Annotated in this window: 19 protein-coding genes and 1 pseudogene; 9 read left to right on the top strand and 11 right to left on the bottom strand. The window is 68.9% G+C overall.

The features are described 5' to 3' along the window. The first annotated feature begins 45 nt into the window (after window positions 1–45). Complete coding sequence (locus ACFJGX_RS21440) at window positions 46–657, top strand: helix-turn-helix transcriptional regulator (RefSeq protein ID WP_382323904.1); 612 nt, start codon at window positions 46–48, stop codon at window positions 655–657. Here ACFJGX_RS21440 and ACFJGX_RS21435 read toward each other — a convergent pair. The 3 genes from ACFJGX_RS21435 to ACFJGX_RS21425 are packed head-to-tail and all read right to left on the bottom strand — an operon-like array spanning window position 648 to window position 3647. Next, complete coding sequence (locus ACFJGX_RS21435) at window positions 648–1856, bottom strand: CaiB/BaiF CoA transferase family protein (RefSeq protein ID WP_382323905.1); 1209 nt, start codon at window positions 1854–1856, stop codon at window positions 648–650. The genes ACFJGX_RS21440 and ACFJGX_RS21435 overlap by 10 nt on opposite strands. A 5-nt stretch (window positions 1857–1861) precedes the next feature. Next, entirely contained in the window at window positions 1862–2674 is an 813-nt protein-coding gene (locus ACFJGX_RS21430; protein WP_382323906.1) for an enoyl-CoA hydratase/isomerase family protein, read from the bottom strand. A gap of 46 nt (window positions 2675–2720) precedes the next feature. Continuing rightward, on the bottom strand, window positions 2721–3647 hold the full coding sequence (locus ACFJGX_RS21425; RefSeq protein WP_382327012.1) for a Bug family tripartite tricarboxylate transporter substrate binding protein: 927 nt from the start codon (window positions 3645–3647) through the stop codon (window positions 2721–2723). A gap of 104 nt (window positions 3648–3751) precedes the next feature. Between ACFJGX_RS21425 and ACFJGX_RS21420 the strand changes: the two genes are divergently transcribed. After that, window positions 3752–4438 carry a GntR family transcriptional regulator gene (locus tag ACFJGX_RS21420; RefSeq protein WP_382323908.1) on the top strand — a complete coding sequence of 229 codons (687 nt, stop codon included), beginning with the start codon at window positions 3752–3754 and terminating at the stop codon, window positions 4436–4438. A gap of 4 nt (window positions 4439–4442) precedes the next feature. Here ACFJGX_RS21420 and ACFJGX_RS21415 read toward each other — a convergent pair whose 3' ends face one another. After that, a complete protein-coding gene (locus ACFJGX_RS21415; protein WP_382159136.1) occupies window positions 4443–4922 on the bottom strand; it encodes a VOC family protein in 480 nt (159 codons plus the stop codon). Window positions 4923–5028: 106 nt separating this feature from the next. Here ACFJGX_RS21415 and ACFJGX_RS21410 point away from each other — a divergent pair, with 106 nt between their 5' ends. Both ACFJGX_RS21410 and ACFJGX_RS21405 read left to right on the top strand, forming a co-directional pair. Beyond that, window positions 5029–6273 (top strand): serine hydrolase domain-containing protein, encoded by a 1245-nt coding sequence (locus ACFJGX_RS21410; protein ID WP_382323909.1) that lies wholly within the window; start codon window positions 5029–5031, stop codon window positions 6271–6273. 335 nt (window positions 6274–6608) lie between these two features. Continuing rightward, window positions 6609–7133: a toxin gene (locus ACFJGX_RS21405; protein WP_382323910.1), complete on the top strand. Its 525-nt coding sequence runs from the start codon at window positions 6609–6611 to the stop codon at window positions 7131–7133. On the opposite strand, the gene ACFJGX_RS21400 is transcribed toward ACFJGX_RS21405, so the two are convergent. Then, a complete protein-coding gene (locus tag ACFJGX_RS21400; RefSeq protein WP_382323911.1) occupies window positions 7130–8317 on the bottom strand; it encodes a multidrug effflux MFS transporter in 1188 nt (395 codons plus the stop codon). The genes ACFJGX_RS21405 and ACFJGX_RS21400 overlap by 4 nt on opposite strands. 251 nt (window positions 8318–8568) lie before the next feature. On the opposite strand from ACFJGX_RS21400, the gene ACFJGX_RS21395 reads away from it, so the two are divergent. Genes ACFJGX_RS21395 through ACFJGX_RS21385 form a run of 3 tightly spaced genes read left to right on the top strand, consistent with a single transcriptional unit; the run spans window position 8569 to window position 12010 of the window. Next, on the top strand, window positions 8569–9039 hold the full coding sequence (locus ACFJGX_RS21395; RefSeq protein WP_382323912.1) for a (2Fe-2S)-binding protein: 471 nt from the start codon (window positions 8569–8571) through the stop codon (window positions 9037–9039). Window positions 9040–9050: 11 nt separating this feature from the next. Further along, window positions 9051–11102, top strand: coding sequence for a molybdopterin cofactor-binding domain-containing protein (locus ACFJGX_RS21390; protein WP_382327010.1), 2052 nt, complete (start codon window positions 9051–9053; stop codon window positions 11100–11102). Continuing rightward, a complete protein-coding gene (locus tag ACFJGX_RS21385) occupies window positions 11099–12010 on the top strand; it encodes a helix-turn-helix transcriptional regulator (protein WP_382323914.1) in 912 nt (303 codons plus the stop codon). Before ACFJGX_RS21390 ends, ACFJGX_RS21385 begins: the two co-directional genes overlap by 4 nt. On the opposite strand, the gene crcB is transcribed toward ACFJGX_RS21385, so the two are convergent. The 6 genes from crcB to ACFJGX_RS21355 form a co-directional block, all read right to left on the bottom strand. Beyond that, entirely contained in the window at window positions 11997–12380 is a 384-nt protein-coding gene (gene crcB / locus ACFJGX_RS21380; protein WP_382323915.1) for a fluoride efflux transporter CrcB, read from the bottom strand. The two genes, ACFJGX_RS21385 and crcB, sit on opposite strands and share 14 nt — an antisense overlap. Before the next feature lie 26 nt (window positions 12381–12406). Beyond that, window positions 12407–13399, bottom strand: a complete 993-nt coding sequence (locus ACFJGX_RS21375) for a recombination-associated protein RdgC (protein WP_382323916.1) — start codon at window positions 13397–13399, stop codon at window positions 12407–12409. Window positions 13400–13475: 76 nt separating this feature from the next. After that, window positions 13476–14771 (bottom strand): TRAP transporter large permease, encoded by a 1296-nt coding sequence (locus ACFJGX_RS21370; RefSeq protein WP_382323917.1) that lies wholly within the window; start codon window positions 14769–14771, stop codon window positions 13476–13478. Further along, on the bottom strand, window positions 14764–15267 hold the full coding sequence (locus tag ACFJGX_RS21365; protein WP_382323918.1) for a TRAP transporter small permease: 504 nt from the start codon (window positions 15265–15267) through the stop codon (window positions 14764–14766). Before ACFJGX_RS21365 ends, ACFJGX_RS21370 begins: the two co-directional genes overlap by 8 nt. Window positions 15268–15334: 67 nt before the next feature. Next, on the bottom strand, window positions 15335–16309 hold the full coding sequence (locus ACFJGX_RS21360) for a TRAP transporter substrate-binding protein (RefSeq protein ID WP_382327008.1): 975 nt from the start codon (window positions 16307–16309) through the stop codon (window positions 15335–15337). A gap of 103 nt (window positions 16310–16412) precedes the next feature. Further along, window positions 16413–16535, bottom strand: a complete 123-nt coding sequence (locus ACFJGX_RS21355; RefSeq protein ID WP_382325929.1) for a hypothetical protein — start codon at window positions 16533–16535, stop codon at window positions 16413–16415. Between ACFJGX_RS21355 and ACFJGX_RS21350 the strand changes: the two genes are divergently transcribed. Next, on the top strand, window positions 16486–17025 hold the full coding sequence (locus tag ACFJGX_RS21350) for a winged helix DNA-binding protein (protein WP_382323920.1): 540 nt from the start codon (window positions 16486–16488) through the stop codon (window positions 17023–17025). The two genes, ACFJGX_RS21355 and ACFJGX_RS21350, sit on opposite strands and share 50 nt — an antisense overlap. Before the next feature lie 8 nt (window positions 17026–17033). Continuing rightward, window positions 17034–20619, top strand: a pseudogene (locus ACFJGX_RS21345) (hydantoinase B/oxoprolinase family protein). Window positions 20620–20679: the final 60 nt, after the last annotated feature.

The raw sequence follows: 20679 nt of genomic DNA, 5'->3' as shown, positions 1-20679 counted from the left end.
TGGTGGCGCAGCCTGCCGGGCGAGTGGCGCGAGCAGGCCGACCGCGTGGGCCAACGCCTGCACATCGACCCGGTGGACTGGTACCGCGCGCAGGACGCGCCGAACTTCCTGCGCGAGGTGGCCGACGCCGTCTGGCGCGCGCGCCGCATCGAGGTGCGTTACGAAAGCTGGCGCGGCAAGGCCTGGCGGACGCTGGAGCCGCTGGGCCTGGTGCTCAAGGCGGGCGCGTGGTACCTGGTGGCGCGCGCGGTGGACGCGGCGCCCCCGAAAGGCGATGGCGTGCGCACCTACCGGCTGGCGAGCCTGCTGGAACTCAAGCCGGGCGCGGCCTTTCGCCGGCCCAAGACGTTCGACCTCGCGCGCACCTGGCAGGCGTCGGCCGCGCGCTTCGAATCGGAGCTGCGTTCGGTGGAGGTGCGGGCGCGCGCGACGCCGCGCTGCCTGAAGTGGCTGGCGAACGCGCGCGTGCCGTTCAGCGACCCGGTGGGCGACGAGGTGACGATCCGCGTCGAATCGGTGGAGCAGGGCGCGCGGCAGCTGCTCGCCTTCGGCGACGAGATCGAGGTGCTCTCACCGCCCGCGCTGCGCGAGCGCCTGGCGCAGCAGGCGGTGGCGGTGCTGGCGCGCTACCAGGCCCGGGGCCGTGCTCAGTGCTGAAAGACCGCGCCCGAGGTCATCAGCGAATCGATTTCCCCGGGCTCGAAGTCCAGCTCGCGCAAGACCGACACCGTGTGCTGCCCCACGTAGGGGGCGGCGGAGGTGGCGTGCGGAGACGCGCCGTTGAAATGGAGCGGCAAACCCAGCGAAGGCGTTTTTCCGCCGTCGGCATGGTCGACGTCCACCACCATGGACGTGGCGCGCACCTGCGGATGTTCCAGCGCCTGCCCCACGTCGTTGACCGGGCCCACCGGCACGCCGGCCAGGTCGAAGCGCTGCACCCAGGCCGGCGCGTCGTCGCTGGACAGGGCTTGTGTGATCAGCGCTTCCAGTTCCGCGCGGTGCGCCACCCGGCTGCGGCCATTCTTGAACCGGGGTTCCTGCAGCCATTCGGGGTGCCCGAGGATCTGGGCAATGCGCTCCCAGTTGGCCTGGTTTCCGCCACCCAGGGCGATGGCCCCGGTGCGGCAGCGAAAGGTCTGGTAGGGCGCGATGAGGGGATGGGCCGTCCCCATGGGCTTGGCGATGGTGCCGTCGTTGAAGTAGGCCGCCGCGAACCAGTACATCTGCTGCATGGACGCCTGCAGCAGCGAGGTTTCCACCTTGCAACCCTGGCCGGTCTTCAGCCGCTCGATGTAGGCCGCGAGAATGCCGACGGCCGCGAGAATGCCGGCATTGATGTCGGCCACCGAGTTGGCGGGCTTGACGATCTGCCCGTCGGGCGTGCCCGTGGCGCTGATCAGGCCTGAAAAGGCCTGCAGCACCAGGTCGAAGCCGCCTTGGTCGCTCAGCGGTCCATGGGGGCCGTAGCCGCTGATGGAGCAGTAGATCAGCTCGGGCTGGATGCGCCGCAGGTCGTCGTAGCCCAGGCCCAGCGCGTCGAGCTTGCCGCGGCGGAAGTTCTCGGTCATGACGTCGCACCGCGCGACCAGGCGGCGGATCACCTCCTGGCCCTGTGGCAGGCGGATGTCCACGGCGACGGAGCGCTTGCCCCGATTGAGCATCAGGAAGCTGGGCGCCAGGCCGGGGTCGCCCGGCCGTGCATAGCCTCGGGAGTCGTCCCCGGCGGGGAATTTCTCGATCTTGATGACGTCGGCGCCCATGTCCGCCAGCATGAGCCCGCACACCGGGCCGGCCATGATCTGGGACAGTTCGAGAACGCGCATGCCCTTCAGGGGGCCTTGGGCTTTGGGGGTCATGTCGGTCAGGCGCCCTTGAACACGGGTGGGCGGTTTTCAGCGAAGGCCGCCAGGGCCTCCCGGAGATCGCTCGTGCCCAGGCTGTGCAGAAAGGCCTGGGTGGCGGTCGCCTCGTCGTACTCCTGCCGCCCGGTCTCGTTGAGCACCTTCTTCATGGACACCAGCGGAATGGGGGCCATGGCCAGCAGATCGCCGATCCAGCGCTGCAGCTCGGCGTCCAGTTCTTCGGGGGCCACCAAGGCGTCGAGGTAGCCGATCCGCAGCATCTCGGCGGCGTCGATCGTTCGCGAGGTGAGGAACAGCTTCTTCGCGCCGCCCAGCCCCAGCCGGGTGACCCAGCGGCGAATGCCCCTGCCGTAGTAGTGCAGTCCGAGGCGGGCCGCCGGCATGAACATGCGGATGCCTTGCGCGCCGAGGCGGAAGTCGCACGACAGGGCGAGGTCCGTGGACCCGCCATAGACCGGCGCATGCAGCCGGGCGATGGTGACCGCCCGCGCATTTTCGATGTCGTCGCAGAGTTGTTCGAACGGGTTCTCGCCGGCCTTTCCATTGGCGCTGGCGGCCGTGCCCAGCCGCGTCAGATCGAAGCCCGAGCTGAAGCTTTTGCCCTCGCTCTGGAACACGATGACGCGCACCGCGGGCATGCCGTTGAGCTCGCTCAGGTAGCGGGAAATCACGCCCACGTCATCGGGTTCGATGCGGTTGTGCGTGGCGGGCCGGCGCAGGCGGATGGTGGCGACCGCGCCATCCACGTTCAGCTCGGGCGGCTGAGAGGCGAGCGCGGTGGCGGCGGGGGCGGATTCAAGGTGGGTGGACATGAGGGAGGCTTTCAGACAGGGGAGGGGAATGCGGTTCACTCGAACTTCAATTGCTGCACCCGCACCACGCGAGCCCATTTTTCGAAGTCTCTTTCACCAGCAGCGAGGCTGCGTTGGGGGTGCTGGCCGATATGTCGTTGCCGAAACCGACGAGCTTGTCCTTCACGGCGGGGGTGTTCAGGGTTTCGTTCAGCGCCGCGTTCAAGCGCTCGATCACCGGTTGCGGCGTGCCCTTGGGCAAGGCCATCACGAACCAGCCCTGGGCGTCATAGCCTGGGACACCCTGTTGAGACACGGGCCTGACGCCCGGGAACGACGGCACCTCGCGGTCCGAGGTCACGGCGATGGCGCGCGCCCGGCCGCTCTGCACGATCGGGATGGCGGGCGCGATCGTCGCGTACGACACCTCCACCTGCCCGCCCATCAGGTCGTTGAGGGCGGGGGCCGCACCCCGATAGGGCACGTGGGTCATGAAGGTGCCGGTTTCGGCCTTCAGCAGTTCGGCGGACATCTGGTGGATGCTTCCCAGCCCTGAGGTGGAGAAGCTCAGGGCGCCGGGCTTCTTGCGCGCCAGCTGGATCAGCTCCGGCAGCGTGCGCACGGGAAGCGTGGGGTTCACCAGGATGACCAAGGGCGATTGGGCGACCACGCCCACGTAGGCAAAGCCGGTCACGGGGTCGTAAGGCACCTTGCGCGTGGTCGGGATGATGGTCAGTGGGGCGCTGTCGATAAGGCCCACCGTGTAGCCATCGGGCGCCGCGTTCGCAACGGCCTCGGCCCCGATGGAGCCCGCCGCACCGGGACGGTAGTCCACGACCATGGGTTGCCCCAGGATTTTTTCCATGACCCCGGCGATTTCGCGCGCGGTGGCGTCCGCCGCGCCGCCCGGGGTGTAACCCAGGATCAGTTTGATGGGTTTGGTCGGCACCCACTGAGGGCCTGCGGCGAACACGGCATGGCCGGGCAAGGCCAAGCCGGCCGCCAGGGTGGCGGCAGCGACCGCTTGTTTTAGAATATTCACTGAACGTCTCCTAATATATTTACGATCGACTTCAGTATATTTAAATGAGCACAACCATGCAAGTGGCCGAGCCCACGAAAGGCGCGCGCACGTTCGCCGAGCAAGTGCGCCTGGCGATCCTTGAAGACTTGGCGTCGGGCGCGCTCCGCCCCGGGGAACCCCTGGACGAAAAGCTGCTGTGCGAGCGCTTCGGTGTGTCCCGCACACCGGTGCGCGAAGCGTTCCTGCAGTTGGTGGCCCAGGGTTTCGCGGTCAACGAAGCCCGAAGCAGCGTCACCATCCCGAAGCTGTCGCTGCAGCGCTTGCGCGACATCCTGGAGCTGATCGCCGAGCTGGAGGCGACCGCCGCCAGGCTGGCCGCCAGAAGGGCGACCGCCGCGGAGCGGCAAGCCATCCTGGCGTCACTGGAGCAGGGACGCCGCATCGCGGCCGATGGCACCGCGCGCACGTACGAGGTCGCGAACGACGGGTTCCATCGCGCCATCTGGTCCGCGTCCCACAACGAACTGCTGGAAGAGCAGGTTCGCCAGATGCGCACCAAAACCGCGGGCTACACCCGCAACCGCTTTGATTCGCCAGGGCGCATGCAACGGTCCGTGGAGGAGCACCAGGCGGTCGCGCTCGCCATCGCGAATGGCGATGAGGCGGCCGCGTGGCAGGCCATGTCCGAGCACATCGCGATCGGTGGACGGGACTTCGCCGAATTCGTCAGCGGCATCCCCGCGAGTCTCCTGAGCGTGTGAGGCCTCAGCCCCGCCGCGCCTGGTCGATGGCGGCCACGTCGATCTTCTTCATGGTCATCATCGCGTCGAAGGCGCGTTTGGCCGCCGCGCGGTCGGGGCCGGTGAAAGCCTCGGTGAGCGTGCGCGGCGTGATCTGCCACGACAGGCCCCAGCGGTCCTTGCACCAGCCGCACTCGCTCTCCTGGCCGCCGTTGCCCACGATCGCGTTCCACAGGCGGTCGGTCTCTTCCTGATCGTCGGTGGCGATCTGGAAGGAGAAGGCCTCGTCGTGCTGGAACACCGGGCCGCCGTTGAGCCCGATGCAGGGAATGCCGGCCACGGTGAACTCCACCGTGAGCACATCGCCTTCCTTGCCGGAGGGGTAGTCGCCCGGCGCGCGGTGCACCGCGCCGACCGCGCTGTCGGGAAAGGTCTTGGCGTAGAAGGTCGCGGCGTCCAGGGCGTCGCGGTCGAACCAGAGGCAGATCGTGTTCTTGGGGATCATTCCGGGTCTCCTTGAGCGTTGAGCAAGAGGAACCCGGCACCTTACCGCTTTCGGAGGCTCGCGTTAAGCGCCGCGACCGCGAACCTGGCGGCGTTAGCATCTTCTGATGACCTCTTTACCTGCTGTAACGGCCTGCCTGGCGTTCACGCTGGCCTGCGTCGCCCATGCCGCCGCGCCGGACGACGCCCTGTTGAGAGGAGGGCAAGGCTATCCGCCCGGTGGTCCCGTCCCGTTGGCATCGCATCTCGTGGCGGACGAGCAGCCCCAGCATCTGCTGAACTCCTTCAGCGGGGCCTTGGAGCAGGCGCTGGCCCATCGCATCGTCAGAAAGGGCGCGCATTCGAGGCCACTCGCCCGCGCGCCCGAGGAAACGGCTTTCGTGTACCAGCACGATGGCCTTCGTCTTGGCGTGAACGACTATCTGGATCGCCAGCGGGTCACGGGCCTCATGGTGATCAAGGACGACACGGTGGTGCTCGAGCGTTACCAGTACGGCCTGGGTCCGGCCACGCGCTTCCTGTCGGCCTCGATGGTCAAGTCCATCGTCGGCGTGCTCATCGGCATCGCGTTGGAGGAAGGCCGCATTCGCTCCCTGGACGACCTGGCGCGGGTCTACGTGCCCGCGCTGGCGGGCAACCCCTATGGTGAAACGTCGATCCGCGATCTGCTCCAGATGTCGTCGGGCGTGCGGTTTTCGGAGCAGTATGACGGCCGCGACGACCTGGGCGCCCTCATCGAAGACACCATCGGGCGCCGCTCGCCGGGCGGGGCCGCCGTCTTGTTGCCGCATGTCCAGCGCCGGATCGCGCCGGGCCAGTTGTTCTACTACTCGTCCGCGGACACGCAGGCGCTCGGTCTTGTGCTGCGCGGTGCCACCGGTGTTGCGCCGGCCGACTACCTGAGTGAACGGATCTGGCAGCCCATGGGGGCTCAGGACGATGCGAGCTTCCTGGTCGATGCCGCTGGCCAGGAAGCGGCTTTCGCGTTCCTGCACGCGACGCTTCGGGACTACGGCCGTCTCGGGATGCTGCTGGCCAATGAAGGCCAGGTGGGCGACAGGCAGGTCGTTCCCGCTGCGTGGGTGCGGCAATCGACCGCGGTCGCACAACCCCATGCCCAGCCCTTTGTGGCGAGTTCCTACTTTGGCTACGGGAATCATGTCTGGATCTTTCCAGGTGCACGGCCGCGGTTCGCGCTCATCGGGGTGCGCGGCCAGGTGATCTTCGTGGACCCTGCGCTGCGCCTGGTGCTGGTGCAGACGGCCGTCTGGAAATCCGCGGGCGACCGCGCGGCGCGGGCCGAGCTGCTGGCCTTGTGGCGGGGGGTGGTCGAGCAATACGGGGCTTGGTGAGCAGGCCTGCCTGCCCCCCGGTTTGTGGGCTACCCAACAGACGGCCAGAAGGCGCAGGCGAATACTCCGGACACGAGACATCCGGAGACCAGCATGCCATCCCCGCAACACCACTTCAATCCGCCCCGCAAAAGCGGCCGGACGGGCCGCCAGGCGCGTCAGGGCGAGGCCCCGCGGCGACAGGGACCCTCCCGCATGGCCCTGGAGCAGCCCGACGACACGCCGCGGGATCAGCGGCTGTCCCACCCTCAGTTGGGCCCCCGCCAGATGGCCTGAAACGCAGCGGAGCGCGCGAGAGGCTGAGCAACCACCGCGTGTGGGCTAGCATCGCGCGCATGCGTTTTTTGGTTGTAGGAACAAGCGGCGCGGGCAAGTCCACCTTCGCCGAGGCCTTGGGCAAGGCAGCACAGTGTCCGCACATCGAACTCGACAGGTTCTATTGGGGCCCAGGTTGGGAAGCCGTGCCGCACGAACAGTTCGAGCGTGCCGTGCTGGCGGCCACCGAAGGAGCGCGCTGGGTGGCCGATGGCAACTACAGCGCCGTGCGCGATGTGCTCTGGCCCCGCGCCACCCAGGTCGTCTGGCTGAACTACAGCCGCTGGACGGTGTTCTCGCGCCTGCTCTGGCGAACGCTCGGCCGCATCATGACGCGCGAAGAACTGTTTCAAGGCAACCGCGAGTCGCTGCGCATGTCGTTCTTCTCGCGCGATTCCGTCCTGCTGTGGTCGTACCGCACCTTCGAAACGAACCGGCGAAAGTACGCCGGCCTTCGTGAGGATCCGCGCTACGCCCACCTCCAATGGACGGAGATCACCCGGCCCTCCGAGGCCCGGGCGTTCATCGAGCGGCACACGGCCTAGGCCGGGCGCTGGCGTTCGGTGTGCACGATGAACAGGGCCACGAGCAGCGAGAGCAGCGAACTGGCCCACATCACACCGAGCACGGCGAGGTGGGCGTTGGACGCGTTGACCACCAGGCCCGCGAGAAACGCGACGATGCCGGCACCGATCACCGTCACCGCGGCGGCCAGGCCCGATGCCGTGCCCGCCAGGTGCGGGCGCAGGGACAGGATGCGCGCATTGGCCGCCGGCATGGTCAGGCCGTTGCCCAGGCCCACGAAGACACACGGGCCGAAGAAGGCGAGCGGGTGCGTGAGGCCCGAGGCCAGCAGCACCAGACCCACCAGCAGGCCCACGGCCGTGAGCAGGCGGCCGACCAGGATCAACCGGGTCGGTGCGTGCCTGGAACTGGTGTGCCCCACGATGTAGCTGCCCAGCATGAAGCCCGCCGGCACCAGGCCCATGTAGGCGCCCAGCGCCGTGCTCGACAAGCCGCCGAGCTGCGCCGCCACCAGGGGCGCGCCACCGAGGAAGGCGTACAGCGTGCCGATGCCGAAGGCCATGCACAGGGCATAGGCCCAGAACGGTGGCGACCGGCCCAGCTCGCCATAACCCTTGAGCTGCAGGGCGAAGGAGGCGGTGCGGTGGTGGTTGGTCTCCTTCAGGTGGAAGGCCACCAGCCACAGGCCCGCGAGCCCGAGCACGGCGAAGGCGACGAAGTTGGCGCGCCAGCCGAAGGCGCTGTCGAGCAGGCCGCCCACGGTGGGTCCGATCATGGGCGCCACGGCCCAGGCCGAGGAGACGTAGCCGATGCGGCTGGCGGCGCCGCCTTCGTCCGAGGTGTCGCGAATGGCCGCGAGGGACACGGCGTAGCCGGCGATGACGGTGGCCTGGAACATGCGGCACACCAGGAAGGTGGTGATGTCGGTGGCCAGGCTGCAGCCGATGGAGGCGAGGGTGTAGATCGCCAGCGCGGCCAGCGCCACGGGCTTGCGGCCGAAGCGGTCGGACATCGCGCCCGCGATCAGGTGCGCGACGGCGGTGGCGATCGCATAGCCGGCGACGGCGAGGTTGACGAGCGCGAAGTCGGCGTCGAGGTCGCGCGCGATGTTCGGCAGCGAGGGCACGAACATGTTGAGCGGCAGGATCGCCAGCGCCGACAAGGCGATGAGGACGGAGAGGCGCGGGGAGGCCGTGGTCTGCATGGGGGTTGAACGCCTGGGCTGAGGGGACACATCGCCGGGGGCCGTGCGGTTGCGCGACCGTGATCTGCTCGTGCCGGGTTCAACAGGAGTCATGCGCCATCGGGCTGGGTGGGGCCCGTGGCGGGAATCGGGCCGGCTGTGCGCGGCCCATGGCGGCATTCTGCCCCAGCACGGCGTGGCGCGAATCTTCAAGACGCGCGGCGCGCCGGCTGAGACAGTGGCGTGCCATCACCCCTCAACGGAGCAGCGCCATGAACATCCTCGTGAACCGACAGCGGTTTCACATCCACCCCGACTGGCAGGACGAGACCCTGCTCGCCGTGCTGCGCGAACACCTGGGCCTGGTGGGCACCAAGTTCGGCTGCGGCATGGGCCAGTGCGGCGCCTGCACGGTGCTGCTCGATGGCCAGGCGCAGCGCAGCTGCCTGCTGCCGGTGAGCGCGGTGCAGAACCAGGCCGTGGAAACCATCGAGGGGCTGGCGGGCCGGGACGGTGGTCTGCACCCGGTGCAGCAGGCCTGGCTGGACGAGCGCGTGCCGCAGTGCGGTTATTGCCAGGCGGGCCAGATCATGGCCACCGTGGCCCTGCTGCGGCAGGACCCGGCCCCCAGCCCGGCGCGCGTGGACGAAGCGCTGGCGGGCAACCTGTGCCGCTGCGGCACGCAGCAGCGCATCCGCGCCGGTGTGCAGCGCGCGGTGGTGCTGCAGCGGGGCCGCCCGTGAAGCGGCGCGCCTTGCTCCAGGCCGGCGGCGCGCTGAGCGTGGCCTTTCTCGCCGGCTGCGCCTTGCCGGTGATTCCCAAGCGGCCCGTGGCGGGCTACGAAGACGCGCTGGGCTGGGTGCGCCACCGCGAGGGCCGCTACGAGCTGCTGCTGCCGCGCGTGGAGATGGGCCAGAACATCGGCACCGCGCTCAAGCAGGTGGCGTGCGAGGAGCTGGGCATCGGCTGGGACCAGCTCACGCTGCGCCTGCCGCACACCGGCGAGATGGCGCGCGTGCGCGCCACGGTGGGCAGCGAATCGGTGAAGGACTTCGCCCTGCCGCTGGCCCAGGCCTGTGCCACGCTGCGCGAGGCGCTGGCGGCGGGCCACACCCAGGGCGAGCGCATGGCCGAGCCCCGGCCCATGGACCAGCTGCGCGCGTTCCAGCCCGGGGGCCGCCACGTGGGCCGCGCCGCGCCGATCGAACAGGGCCCGGCCATCGTGACCGGCGCCGCGGTCTACGTGGCGGACGTGCGCCTGCCGGGCCTGCTGTTCGGCCGCGTGCTGCGCGCGCCGGTGTCGGCCGAGCGCGTCTCCACACTGGGCGCGATGAACGAGGCCGCCGCGCGCGCGGTGAAGGGCTTCGTGGCCCTGGTGCGCGACGAGCGCCTGCGGCAGGCGTCGAGCGAGGGCGTCGGCATCGTCGCGCGCACGCCGGGGGCGCTGGACCGCATCGAGGCGGCGCTGGAGGCGCGCTGGCTTTCGCAGGGCAGCTTCGGGCAGGCCGAGATCGACCACCTGGTGGACGTGGACCGCCACCTCGCCGACGGGGGATTCAAGTACCGGGTGCACGAGGACGCCATCGACGCGCAGGGCGAGTGGGATGTGGACCTGCGCATCGACATTCCGCTGGCGGCGCACGCGCCGATCCAGCCGCGCGCGGCGGTGGCCGCCTTCGATGCCGAGGGCGGGCTGGACCTCTGGGTGGGCTCGCAGGACGTGTACTACCAGCGCGACGTGGTCTGCAAAAGCCTGGGGCTGGACGAAGACCGCGTGCGCGTGCATGGCAGCCGGGTGGGTGGGGCCTTCGGTGGCAAGACGATCTGCACGGTGGAGCTGGAGGCCGCGGTGCTCGCGCAGGCGGTGCGGCAGCCGGTGAAGCTGCAGTGGACGCGCGCGCAGGAGTTCCGCCAGGGTTTCCACCGCCCGCCCTCGAGCCACCGCATCCGCGTGCGCCTGCGCGACGGTCAGCTGGACCAGTGGTGGCACGCGTTCGGCAGCAGCCACATCCTGTTCACCAACGCGGGCCTGCCGGCCTGGATGCAGCGACTGACCGACTTCGTGACCGACGCGGGTGTGGCGCGCGGGGCGCAGCTGCCCTACCGCTGCGCGCGCAAGCGCGCCGAGTTCGCGCTGAACCGCCTGCCGGTGTTCACCGGGCCCTGGCGCGGCCTGGGCGCGGGGCCCAATGGGCTGGCCGTGGAATCGGCCATCGACGAATGCGCGCGGCGCGCGGGCGTGGAGCCGTTGGCGTTTCGCCTGCGGCACGCCGAAGACCCCCGGCTGGCGCGTGTGCTGCGCGCGGCGGATGCACGGGCCGGTGCAGGCGCGTCGGCGGTGTCGGGCGTGCGGCGCGGGCGCGGGGTGGCCTGCGGCATCTACAAGCAGCTGAGTTACGTGGCCGTGGTCGCCGAGGTGGTGGTGGACGCGCGCGGCCAGCTGCGCGTGGCGAGGCTGGTCTGCGCGCACGACTGCGGCACGGTGATCAACCCCGACCAGGTGCGCGCGCAGTGCGAGGGCAACCTGGTGTGGGGCCTGGGCATGGCGCTGAGCGACCGGCTGGCGGCGGTCGATTCGCGCATCGGCCCCGGCAGTTTTGCCGAAGCACCGATACCATCGCTGGACCAGATTCCGCCGCTGGAGGTGGTGCTGGTGGAGGCGGGTGGCGCGCCGGGCGGGGCGGGCGAGACCGCCATCGTGGCCACGGCGGCGGCGATCGCCAACGCGGTGCGCGAGGCCACCGGCGTGCGCATCCAGCGGTTCCCGATCGACACCGGCCTGTTGGCCCAGACCACGACCACATGAGCGACTTTGCTTCCGAAGCCATGCTGCGCCTGGTGCGCGCCGGCCTGCAGCGGCAGGGCCTGGCGGCCGACGGCCCGCCGGCCGTGCGCAGCGCGCACGTGCCGCTGGCGGACAAGCGCACCTGGCTGGACCGGCTGTGGCAGGCCCATGGGCCGGACGTGATCGTGCGGCTGGGCGAGGCGGTGCACGGCATGGACGACGAGCCGCTGTTGCTGGCGCTGTCGCTTGCGCGCGACCCGCCCGACCTGCTGCAGCGCTGGCAACGCCTGGAACGCTTCGTGCATTCGCGCCATCGCGTGCGCGTGAGCCAGCCCGAGCCCGGCCTGCTGCGCCTGCGGCATCTGTCGCTGGATCCGCTGCGCCCGCCCACGCCGGCCGAAGACCTGCTGGTGTTCGGCTTCCTGGTGGCGCTGTGCGAATACCTGCGGACACCCGGTGTGCAGGCCCGGCCAGTCGGGCAACCGCTGTGGAGCCGCAGCCAACGCGCGTGGCGCTCACCCGTTTGGCCAGACGATGTGTCGAGCTGGGAGTTGCGCTGGCAAGCCCGGCCCGAGAGCCCGCTGACCGAACCCGGACCCGCGACCCCCGAGGGCTGGGTCGCCCACCTCCAGGCCCGGCTCGCCGCCGACCCGGGGCGGGGCTGGACGGTGGACGCGCTGGCGCGGGAAGCGGCCTCGTCGCCGCGCACGCTGCAGCGCCGCCTGGCGGACCAGGGCCTGAGCTTCACGCAGTTGCTCGCCAAGGCCCGGCTCGCCGGGGCGGCCCGGTTGCTGGCCGCGGACAACATGCCCACGGCCCAGGTGGGCTATGTGTGCGGCTTCGCCGACCAGGCCCATTTCACCCGGCAGTTCAAGCAGCACACGGCGATGACGCCGGGGCTCTACCGCAACGAGTTCAGGCCGGCGTGAACCAGATCGCGGCGCTGCGCATGCCCACCCAGGTCAGCAGCAGCGAGCCCATCAGGTGCAGGCCGGCCGTGCCGACGGCGAGCGCGAAGCGGCCGTGCTGCAGCATGGCGATGACTTCGGCCGAGAAGGTGGAGAAGGTGGTCAGCGCACCGAGAAAACCGGTGATGACCGCGAGCCGCCAGACCGGGTCGATCTGCGTCTGGCTCTGGAAGAACACCACGGCCACGCCCACGATGTAGGCGCCGATCCAGTTGGCCGCCAGCGTGCCCCAGGGCAGGATGGCCGCGCCCTGGTTGAGCCACAGGCTCAGCCGCCATCTCGCCAGCGCGCCGAGCACGGCACCGAGGGAGATGGCGATGACGCTGTGCATGGGGGCCGCGCTTCAGCGATGGAGGATCAGAACGGCGGGCCGTCGTCGTCCGCGTCGGCGGTGACGGCCTCGCGCGCGGCGGGTGCCGACGCCGAAGGCTCGCTGTCGGCGGCGGCGCCGAAGGCCATCTCGCCGCCCAGGGCCTCGATCAGCTCGGGAATGAGTTTCTGCAGCTCGCCGGTGGACAGGGCCACGTCGGCGTCGAAGCCGTTTTCGCCTTCATCGGGCCGGCCGTCGAACACGCCTTCCAGGAAGCTGATCTTCTTGACCTGCAGCGATTCGGTGAGCGTGAAGCCGATGCGGCCTTCCCAGCTCATGGCCAGGCGGGTGGGCAGCTTGCCTTCGGTGATGTGCTTGCGCACCTCGTCGGTGGCGAGGTTGTGGCGCGTGAATTTCACGGCCGACTTTTCTTCATCGCCGGACTTGAGCTCGCACTCGCGCTCCACCGCGAAGCCGCCGGGCCATTCGTCGGGCGTGGTGGCCGAGAGCCACTGCGTCATGGCGGTCTGCGGCGTCACGGCGGTCTGCAGCAGGGTGACGGCCAGGCCGTCGAAGGCGCGCACGAGGGCGGTGACGACCTCGTCGAGCTTGCCCTGGCTGCTGGCGTCGGTGACGAGCCAGCCGTTCTTCAGGTCGATCCAGACCCACACCGTCATCTGGCGCGCGAAGGCCTGGGGCAGCAGGGCCAGCAGCGCGTCTTCGCGCAGCGCCTTGGTTTCCTTCTTGCCGGGTTTGCGGCCGGTGGTGGCCTCGATGTGGTCGGCTTCTTCCTGGGCCTTTTTCTTGACGACCGAGCCGGGCACGCCCTTGGTCTCGATCTGCAGTTTCAGGATGCGCTGGCCGGCCACCGATTCCACCAGCGGGCCGTGGGCCTCGCCGCGCGGCTCGATCCAGCCGACGGCCTTGTCCTGCGTGGCGCCGCAGGGCACGAAACGGGCCACGTCCAGCGCGGCTTCCATGTCTTCCAGCGTCGCTTCCCAGCCGGGCGCGATGCGGTAGATCGTCACATTCTTGAACACGGGGAACACCTTAAAAAAACAAGCCCTGCACCCGGGGCGGGTGCAGGGCCTGCATATCTTAGAGGATGGCCTTTTGTTACATACGGGAGGGCAGCCAGCTCACGATCTGCGGGAACCACCAGAGCAGCAGCACCGCCAGGACCATGATGAAGAAATAAGGCAGGCAGACCTTGGCGATCCACGTGATTTCGCGTTTGGTCATGCCCTGGAGCACGAAGAGATTGAAACCTACGGGCGGGGTGATCTGCGCCATCTCCACCACGATGACCACGAAGATGCCGAACCAGATGAGGTCGATGCCGGCGGCGGTGACCGTGGGCAGGATGACGCCCATGGTGAGCACGATCATCGAGATGCCGTCGAGGAAGCAGCCGAGCACGATGTAGAACACCGCCAGCGCGAGCAGCAGCACGCCGGGCGAGAGGTTCAGGCTGGTGACGAACTCGGCGAGATGGCGCGGCAGCCCGATGTAGCCCATGGACAGCGTGAGAAAGGCCGCACCCGCGAGGATCAGCGCGATCATGCAATAGAGGCGCGTGGCACCCAGCAGCGAATCGCGGAACGTGACCCAGTTGAGCGAGCCTTGCGCGGCGGAGAGGATGAGCGAGCCCACCACGCCGACGGCGGCGGCTTCCGTGGCGGTGGCGATGCCGGTATAGATGGTGCCGATCACGCCGCCGATGAGCAGGATCACGGGGATCAGGTGGCGGGATTCGCCGAGCTTCTGCCTGAAGCTCATGCGCTCATCGCTGCGGGGGACCTGGTCGGGGTTGAGCAGGGCCCAGATCATCAGGTGGCCGCTGAACAGCGCCGCGAGCAGCAGGCCGGGCAGCACGCCGGCGACGAACAGCTTGGCGATGGAGACCTCGGCGGCGACACCGTAGACGATCATGATGATCGAGGGCGGAATGAGAAGACCCAGGGTGCTCGCCCCGCCCAGCGAACCCACGATCTTCTCAGGCGGATAGCCGCGTTTGGTGAGCTCCGGGATGCTCATCTTGCCGATGGTGGCGCAGGTGGCGGCCGACGACCCGGACACCGCCGCGAAGATCGTGCTGCCCAGGATGTTGGTGTGCAGCAACCGGCCCGGCAGGGCATTGACCCAGGGGGCCAGCCCGCGGAACATGCTTTCGGAGAGCTTGGTGCGAAAGAGGATTTCGCCCATCCACACGAACAGGGGCAGGGCGGTCAGCGTCCAGCTGCTCGCCGAGCCCCAGATCGTGATGGACATGGCATCGCCCGCCGGGCGCGATGAGAACAGCTCCATGCCGATCCAGGCCACGCCGGCGAGGGTGAGTCCGATCCAGACACCGCTGCCCAGCAGGGCGAACAGCGAGACGATCAGCAAGGTGGTGACGACGACTTCATTCATGGCGCGTCTCCACGCTGTCGTGCGAGCGCTCGCGGCGAAGCTCCAGCACCCATTCGTCGATGAAGGCGATCAGCAGCACGGTGGTGCCCAGGCCCATGAGGATCTGCGGAATCCACAGCGGCGTGGCGTCGCTCGCGGTGGAGATGTCGTGAAAGACATGGGATTGCCAAGCCAGCCGCCACGCATACACGGCCAGCAGGCCAGAGAGCAACACCGCAACGGAGAGCGACCACAGCTCCAGGCCGCGCCGCATGCCGCCCGTGAGCTTGCCGATGATCAGCGTGACGCGGATGTGTTCGCCGCTCTTGAGCGTGTGCGCCAGCGCCAGGAAACCGGCGCCCGCCATGGCGTAGCCGGCATAGGCATCGGTGCCGGGGATGTAGAAGTTGAACATGCGGCCCAGCATGGACAGCAGCACCATGATGAGCACGCCGATCATGAACAGCGCGGCCAGCCATGCCGATCCGGTGTAGAGGGCATCCAGGAGTTTTCGCATCGGCGGATGGGGGATAGGGCGGGTGAAAAAAACACTGCCCGGCGGGGCCGGGCAGTGTCGAGAGGACTTATTTGCGGTAGGCGTCGAGCATGGCCTGGCCTTCGGGACCAGCCTTCTCCAGCCATTCCTTGACCATGGTTTCGCCCACCTTCTGCATGTCGGCCTTGAGGGCGGCCGAAGGCGCTTCCACCGCCATGCCATTGGCCTTGAGGATGGCCAGGGTGTCGGTGTTGACCTTTTGCGAGGCAGCCCAGCCACGCGCCTCGGCGTCGGCGCCGGCCTTGAGCACGGCATCCTGGGTGGGCTTGTCCAGCGCGTCGAAGGCGCGCTTGTTCATGATGATCGCGTTCTTGGGCAACCAGGCCTGCACGTCGTAGTAGTACTTCAGATGCTCGTAGAGCTTGCTGTCCACGCCGGTGGCACCGGAGGTCATGTTGGACTCGACCACACCGGTGGCCAGTGCCTGGGAGAGTTCTGCGGCCTGCACGGTCACGGGTTGCGCGCCGACCAGCTCGGCGATGCGCGAGGTGGCCGGGCTGTAGGCGCGCCACTTGCTGCCCTTGAGATCAGCGGCGCTGGTCACCGGCTTCTTGCTGTAGATGCCCTGAGGTTGCCAGGCCACGGTGTACAGCAAGGTCATGCCCTGCTCGGCGAGCTTTTTTTCCAGGATGGGCTTTTGCGCCTTGTAGAGCTTCATGGAATCGGCGTAGCTGGTGGCCAGGAAGGGCAGGCCGTCGGCGCCAAACATCTGCCACTCGTTCTGATAGGCCGCCAGCAGGATCTCGCCGATCTGCGCCTGGCCGCCCTGCACCGCGCGCTTGATCTCGGGCGCCTTGAACAGCGAGGCGCCCGCGTGCACCGTGATCTTGAGTTTGCCGCCGGTGGCCTTGTCCACGTCGTTGGCGAAGGCCGTGAGGTTGACGGTGTGGAAGTTGGTGGCGGGGTAGGCCGCCGGCAGGTCCCATTTGGTCTGGGCCAGGGCGGGGAGGCTCATGGCCACGGTGGCAGCGGCCACGGAAAGGCTGAACAGGCGACGTTTCATCTTGGGGCTCCAGGTGGGGGTGGGACACGGATCGAGCAGCGGTTGCGGCTCGGAGGACTCTATCGGCGAGTGGATGAAGTGTGATCGGTACTTTCCCTGAATGTCAATAAATCGTTGGCAAATCGTCAACATAAAGCCTAAACTCCGCCGCACCGAAACGACGCAGACTTTCCGCCATGGCCCGTTCCAAAGCAAGTGCCAAGCCAACGCCGCCGGCTTCGCCCATCGTGTCTTCCGCGCACCTGGTGTCGCCGCGCAGCGCGGAGATGAGCGAGTTCGAGTTCGGCCTGATCGTGGCCGGCAATGCCTTCCACCGCTGGGTGGTGCACTGCATGAGCGCCGCCGGCCTGAAGGACCTCACCGCGCTGGACGTGCTGGTGCTGCACCACGTTTCGCACCGCGCGCGCGACAAGCGCCTGGCCGACATCGCCTTCATCATGAACGTGGAGGACACGCACCTCGTCAACTACTCGCTCAAGAAGCTGCAGAGCCTGGGCATGGTGGAGTCGAGCAAGAACGGCAAGGACGTGACCTACGCGCCCACCGAGGTGGGCAAGGGCTACGTGACGCGCTACCGCGAGATCCGCGAAACCTGCCTGATCGATGCGCTCAAGGCGGATGACGCGCTCAACCACGACATCGGCCAACTCGCGCGCCTGCTGCGCGTGCTCTCCGGCATCTATGACCAGGCCGCGCGTTCGGCCGCTTCGCTCTGACATTCCCTATGACACCGACGCACGCACTTCGCTGGCAGTTCTGGATCGACCGGGGCGGCACCTTCACCGACATCGTTGCGCAAGCGGCCCGACGGCACCCTGGTCACGCACAAGCTGCTCTCGGAAAACCCCGAGCAGTACCGCGACGCGGCGGTGGCCGGCATCCGCCACCTGCTGGGGCTGAAAGCCGGCGAGCCGGTGACGCCCCAGCAGGTCGAGTGCGTGAAGATGGGCACCACGGTGGCGACGAACGCGCTGCTGGAACGCAAGGGCGAGCCCACGCTGCTGGTGACCACACGCGGTTTCCGCGATGCGCTGCGCATCGCGTACCAGAACCGGCCGCGCCTGTTCGACCGCCGCATCGTGCTGCCCGAGCTGCTGTACACCGAGGTGATCGAGGCGCAGGAGCGCATGGCCGCGCACGGCGAGGTGCTGCAGCCGCTGGACGAGGCGGCGTTGCGCGCCGACCTGCAGGCGGCCTTCGCGCGCGGCTTGCGCAGCGTTGCGCATCGTGTTCATGCACGGCTACCGCTTCACCGCGCACGAGGCGGCGGCCGAGCGGCTGGCGCGCGAGGCGGGCTTCACGCAGGTGAGCAGCTCGCACGGCACCAGCCCCATGATGAAGTTCGTGAGCCGGGGCGACACCACGGTGGTCGATGCCTACCTCTCGCCCATCCTGCGCCGCTACGTGGAGCAGGTGGCCGCCGAGATGCCGGGCGTGAAGCTGTTCTTCATGCAGTCCTCGGGTGGCCTCACGGATGCCCACGCCTTCCAGGGCAAGGACGCCATCCTTTCCGGCCCGGCCGGCGGCATCGTGGGCATGGCGCGCACGGCGGGCCTGGCGGGCCACGGCAAGGTGATCGGCTTCGACATGGGCGGCACGTCCACCGACGTGTCGCACTACGCGGGCGAGTTCGAGCGCGAGTTCGAGACCCAGGTGGCGGGCGTGCGCATGCGCGCGCCCATGATGAGCATCCACACGGTGGCGGCGGGGGGGGGCTCCATCCTGGCGTTCGACGGTTCGCGCTTTCGCGTCGGCCCGCAGAGCGCGGGCGCCAACCCCGGCCCGGCGAGCTACCGGCGCGGCGGCCCGCTGGCGGTGACGGACGCCAACGTGATGACGGGCAAGATCCAGCCGGAGCACTTTCCCAAGGTGTTCGGCCCCCGCGCCGACGAGGCCTTGAGCCTGGACGCGGTGCAGTCGAAGTTCGCCGAGCTGGCGGCGCAGACCGGGCGGCCCGCCGAGGAGGTGGCCGAGGGCTTCATCCACATCGCGGTGCAGCAGATGGCAACGCGATCAAGAAGATTTCGGTGGCGCGCGGCTACGACGTGACGCGCTACACCCTGCAGTGCTTCGGCGGCGCGGGCGGGCAGCACGCTTGCCTGGTGGCGGATGCGCTGGGCATGACGCGCGTCTTCGTGCACCCGCTGGCGGGTGTGCTCAGCGCGTACGGCATGGGGCTGGCCGACCAGAACGTGATCCGCGAGCAGGCGGTGGAACTGCCGCTGGTGGCGGCGTCGCTGCCCACGATCGCGGACGCGCTCGAGACCCTGGCGGCGGCCGCTCGCGCCGAGCTGCAGCGCCAGCAGGTGAACGCGGGCGAATCCACCGTGCACCGCCGCGTGCATGTGCGCTACGAGGGCAGCGACTCGGCCCTGGTCGTGCCCTACGGCGACATGGCCGAGATCGAGGCGGGTTTCGAAGCCGCCTACCGGCAGCGTTTTGCCTTTCTCATGCAGGGCAAGCGCCTCGTGGTGGAGGCGGTGTCGGTGGAGGCCGTGGTCGCGGGCGACGCGCCGCACGAGCCGCGCGTGGAAACGCACGAACCGCGCGAAGTGCCGCGGCGCGAGACGGTGCGCATGTACTCGGGGGGCCAGTGGCTGGACACCGCGCTGGTGGTGCGCGAGGACCTGCGCCCGGGCGACGTGATTCCCGGGCCCGCGATCATCGCGGAGAAGAACGCGACCACGGTGGTCGAACCGGGCTGGGAGGCGGTGCTCACGGCGCTGGACCACCTGGTGCTGGACCGCCGTGTGCCACGCACGGTGAGCTACGCCGTGGGCACCACGGTGGACCCGGTGCTGCTGGAGGTGTTCAACAACCTGTTCATGAACATCGCCGAGCAGATGGGGCTGCAGCTGCAGAACACCGCGTACTCGGTGAACATCAAGGAGCGCCTGGATTTCTCGTGCGCGCTGTTCGACGCGCAGGGCAACCTCATCGCCAACGCGCCGCACATGCCGGTGCACCTGGGTTCCATGGGCGAGAGCATCAAGACGGTGATCCGCGAGAACACCGGCAAGATGCAGCCGGGCGACGTGTATGTGCTCAACGACCCTTACCACGGTGGCACGCACCTGCCCGATGTGACGGTGATCACACCGGTCTACCTCGGCAGCCAGCCCACGTTCTACGTGGGGTCGCGCGGCCACCACGCCGACATCGGCGGCACCACGCCGGGCTCCATGCCGCCGTTCTCCACGCGCATCGAGGAAGAGGGCGTGCAGATCAACAACGTGAAGCTGGTGGACCGGGGCGTGCTGCGCGAGGCCGAGATGGTGGCCCTGCTGCAGAGTGGTGAATACCCTTCGCGCAACCCGCAGCAGAACATGGCCGACCTCAAGGCGCAGATCGCCGCCAACGAAAAAGGCGTGCAGGAGCTGCGCAAGATGGTCGAGCAGTTCGGCCTGGACGTGGTGCAGGCCTACATGCGCCATGTGCAGGACAACGCGGAGGAGTCGGTGCGCCGTGTGATCACGCGCCTGAAGGACGGCCGGTACACCCTGCCGCTGGACAACGGCGCGCAGATCCAGGTGAGCGTGCGGGTGAACGCGGCCGAGCGCAGCGCCGAGATCGACTTCACCGGCACCTCGCCGCAGCAGCTCAACAACTTCAACGCGCCCACGGCGGTGTGCATGGCGGCGGTGCTGTACGTGTTCCGCTCGCTGGTGGACGAAGACATCCCACTCAACGCGGGCTGCCTCAAGCCGCTCAAGGTCGTCATCCCGCCCGGTTCCATGCTCAACCCCAACCCGCCGGCCTCGGTGGTGGCGGGCAACGTGGAGACCTCCAGCTGCATCACCAACGCGCTGTACGGCGCGCTGGGCGTGATGGCGGCCAGCCAGTGCACGATGAACAACTTCACCTTCGGCAACGCGGCGCACCAGTACTACGAGACGATCTCGGGTGGCAGCGGCGCGGGCGATGGCTTCGATGGCACGAGCGTGGTGCAGACCCACATGACCAACTCGCGCCTGACCGACCCCGAGGTGCTGGAGTTCCGTTTTCCGGTGCGGCTGGAGAGTTACGAGATCCGGGCTGGCTCAGGCGGGGCCGGGCGCTGGCACGGCGGCGACGGTGGGGTGCGCCGCGTGCGGTTCCTGGAAGACATGACCGCGAGCATTCTGTCCAACGGCCGTGTGCACCCGGCCTTCGGCATGGCGGGCGGCCAGCCGGGGCAGTTGGGCATCAACCGCGTGGTGCGGGCCGATGGCCGCACCGAGGACCTGGCCCACATCGGGCAGGCCGAGATGCAGGCAGGCGATGTCTTCGAGATCCACACACCGGGTGGCGGGGGATACGGGAAGGCGTAACGAGCGCCAGCCCACGATCCAGGGACACCGCGGGTCCGGCTTCGCCGGCCCCAGGTGTCG

The sequence above is a fragment of the Hydrogenophaga sp. UC242_50 genome, from assembly GCF_042697355.1.
Lineage (GTDB): Bacteria > Pseudomonadota > Gammaproteobacteria > Burkholderiales > Burkholderiaceae_C > Hydrogenophaga.
Note: the sequence above shows the minus strand (reverse complement) of the source record. Positions and strands in the feature narration are given on the sequence as shown.

What these genes read in the sequence shown, in the direction of transcription:
- ACFJGX_RS21435 (WP_382323905.1), bottom strand. Translation starts at nt 1,856, where the DNA reads ATGACCCCCAAAGCCCAAGGCCCCCTGAAGGGCATGCGCGTTCTCGAA.
- ACFJGX_RS21430 (WP_382323906.1), bottom strand. Translation starts at nt 2,674, where the DNA reads ATGTCCACCCACCTTGAATCCGCCCCCGCCGCCACCGCGCTCGCCTCT.
- ACFJGX_RS21420 (WP_382323908.1), top strand. Translation starts at nt 3,752, where the DNA reads ATGCAAGTGGCCGAGCCCACGAAAGGCGCGCGCACGTTCGCCGAGCAA.
- ACFJGX_RS21415 (WP_382159136.1), bottom strand. Translation starts at nt 4,922, where the DNA reads ATGATCCCCAAGAACACGATCTGCCTCTGGTTCGACCGCGACGCCCTG.
- ACFJGX_RS21410 (WP_382323909.1), top strand. Translation starts at nt 5,029, where the DNA reads ATGACCTCTTTACCTGCTGTAACGGCCTGCCTGGCGTTCACGCTGGCC.
- ACFJGX_RS21405 (WP_382323910.1), top strand. Translation starts at nt 6,609, where the DNA reads ATGCGTTTTTTGGTTGTAGGAACAAGCGGCGCGGGCAAGTCCACCTTC.
- ACFJGX_RS21400 (WP_382323911.1), bottom strand. Translation starts at nt 8,317, where the DNA reads ATGCAGACCACGGCCTCCCCGCGCCTCTCCGTCCTCATCGCCTTGTCG.
- ACFJGX_RS21395 (WP_382323912.1), top strand. Translation starts at nt 8,569, where the DNA reads ATGAACATCCTCGTGAACCGACAGCGGTTTCACATCCACCCCGACTGG.
- ACFJGX_RS21385 (WP_382323914.1), top strand. Translation starts at nt 11,099, where the DNA reads ATGAGCGACTTTGCTTCCGAAGCCATGCTGCGCCTGGTGCGCGCCGGC.
- crcB (WP_382323915.1), bottom strand. Translation starts at nt 12,380, where the DNA reads ATGCACAGCGTCATCGCCATCTCCCTCGGTGCCGTGCTCGGCGCGCTG.
- ACFJGX_RS21370 (WP_382323917.1), bottom strand. Translation starts at nt 14,771, where the DNA reads ATGAATGAAGTCGTCGTCACCACCTTGCTGATCGTCTCGCTGTTCGCC.
- ACFJGX_RS21365 (WP_382323918.1), bottom strand. Translation starts at nt 15,267, where the DNA reads ATGCGAAAACTCCTGGATGCCCTCTACACCGGATCGGCATGGCTGGCC.
- ACFJGX_RS21360 (WP_382327008.1), bottom strand. Translation starts at nt 16,309, where the DNA reads ATGAAACGTCGCCTGTTCAGCCTTTCCGTGGCCGCTGCCACCGTGGCC.
- ACFJGX_RS21350 (WP_382323920.1), top strand. Translation starts at nt 16,486, where the DNA reads ATGGCCCGTTCCAAAGCAAGTGCCAAGCCAACGCCGCCGGCTTCGCCC.
- ACFJGX_RS21355 (WP_382325929.1), bottom strand. Translation starts at nt 16,535, where the DNA reads ATGGGCGAAGCCGGCGGCGTTGGCTTGGCACTTGCTTTGGAACGGGCC.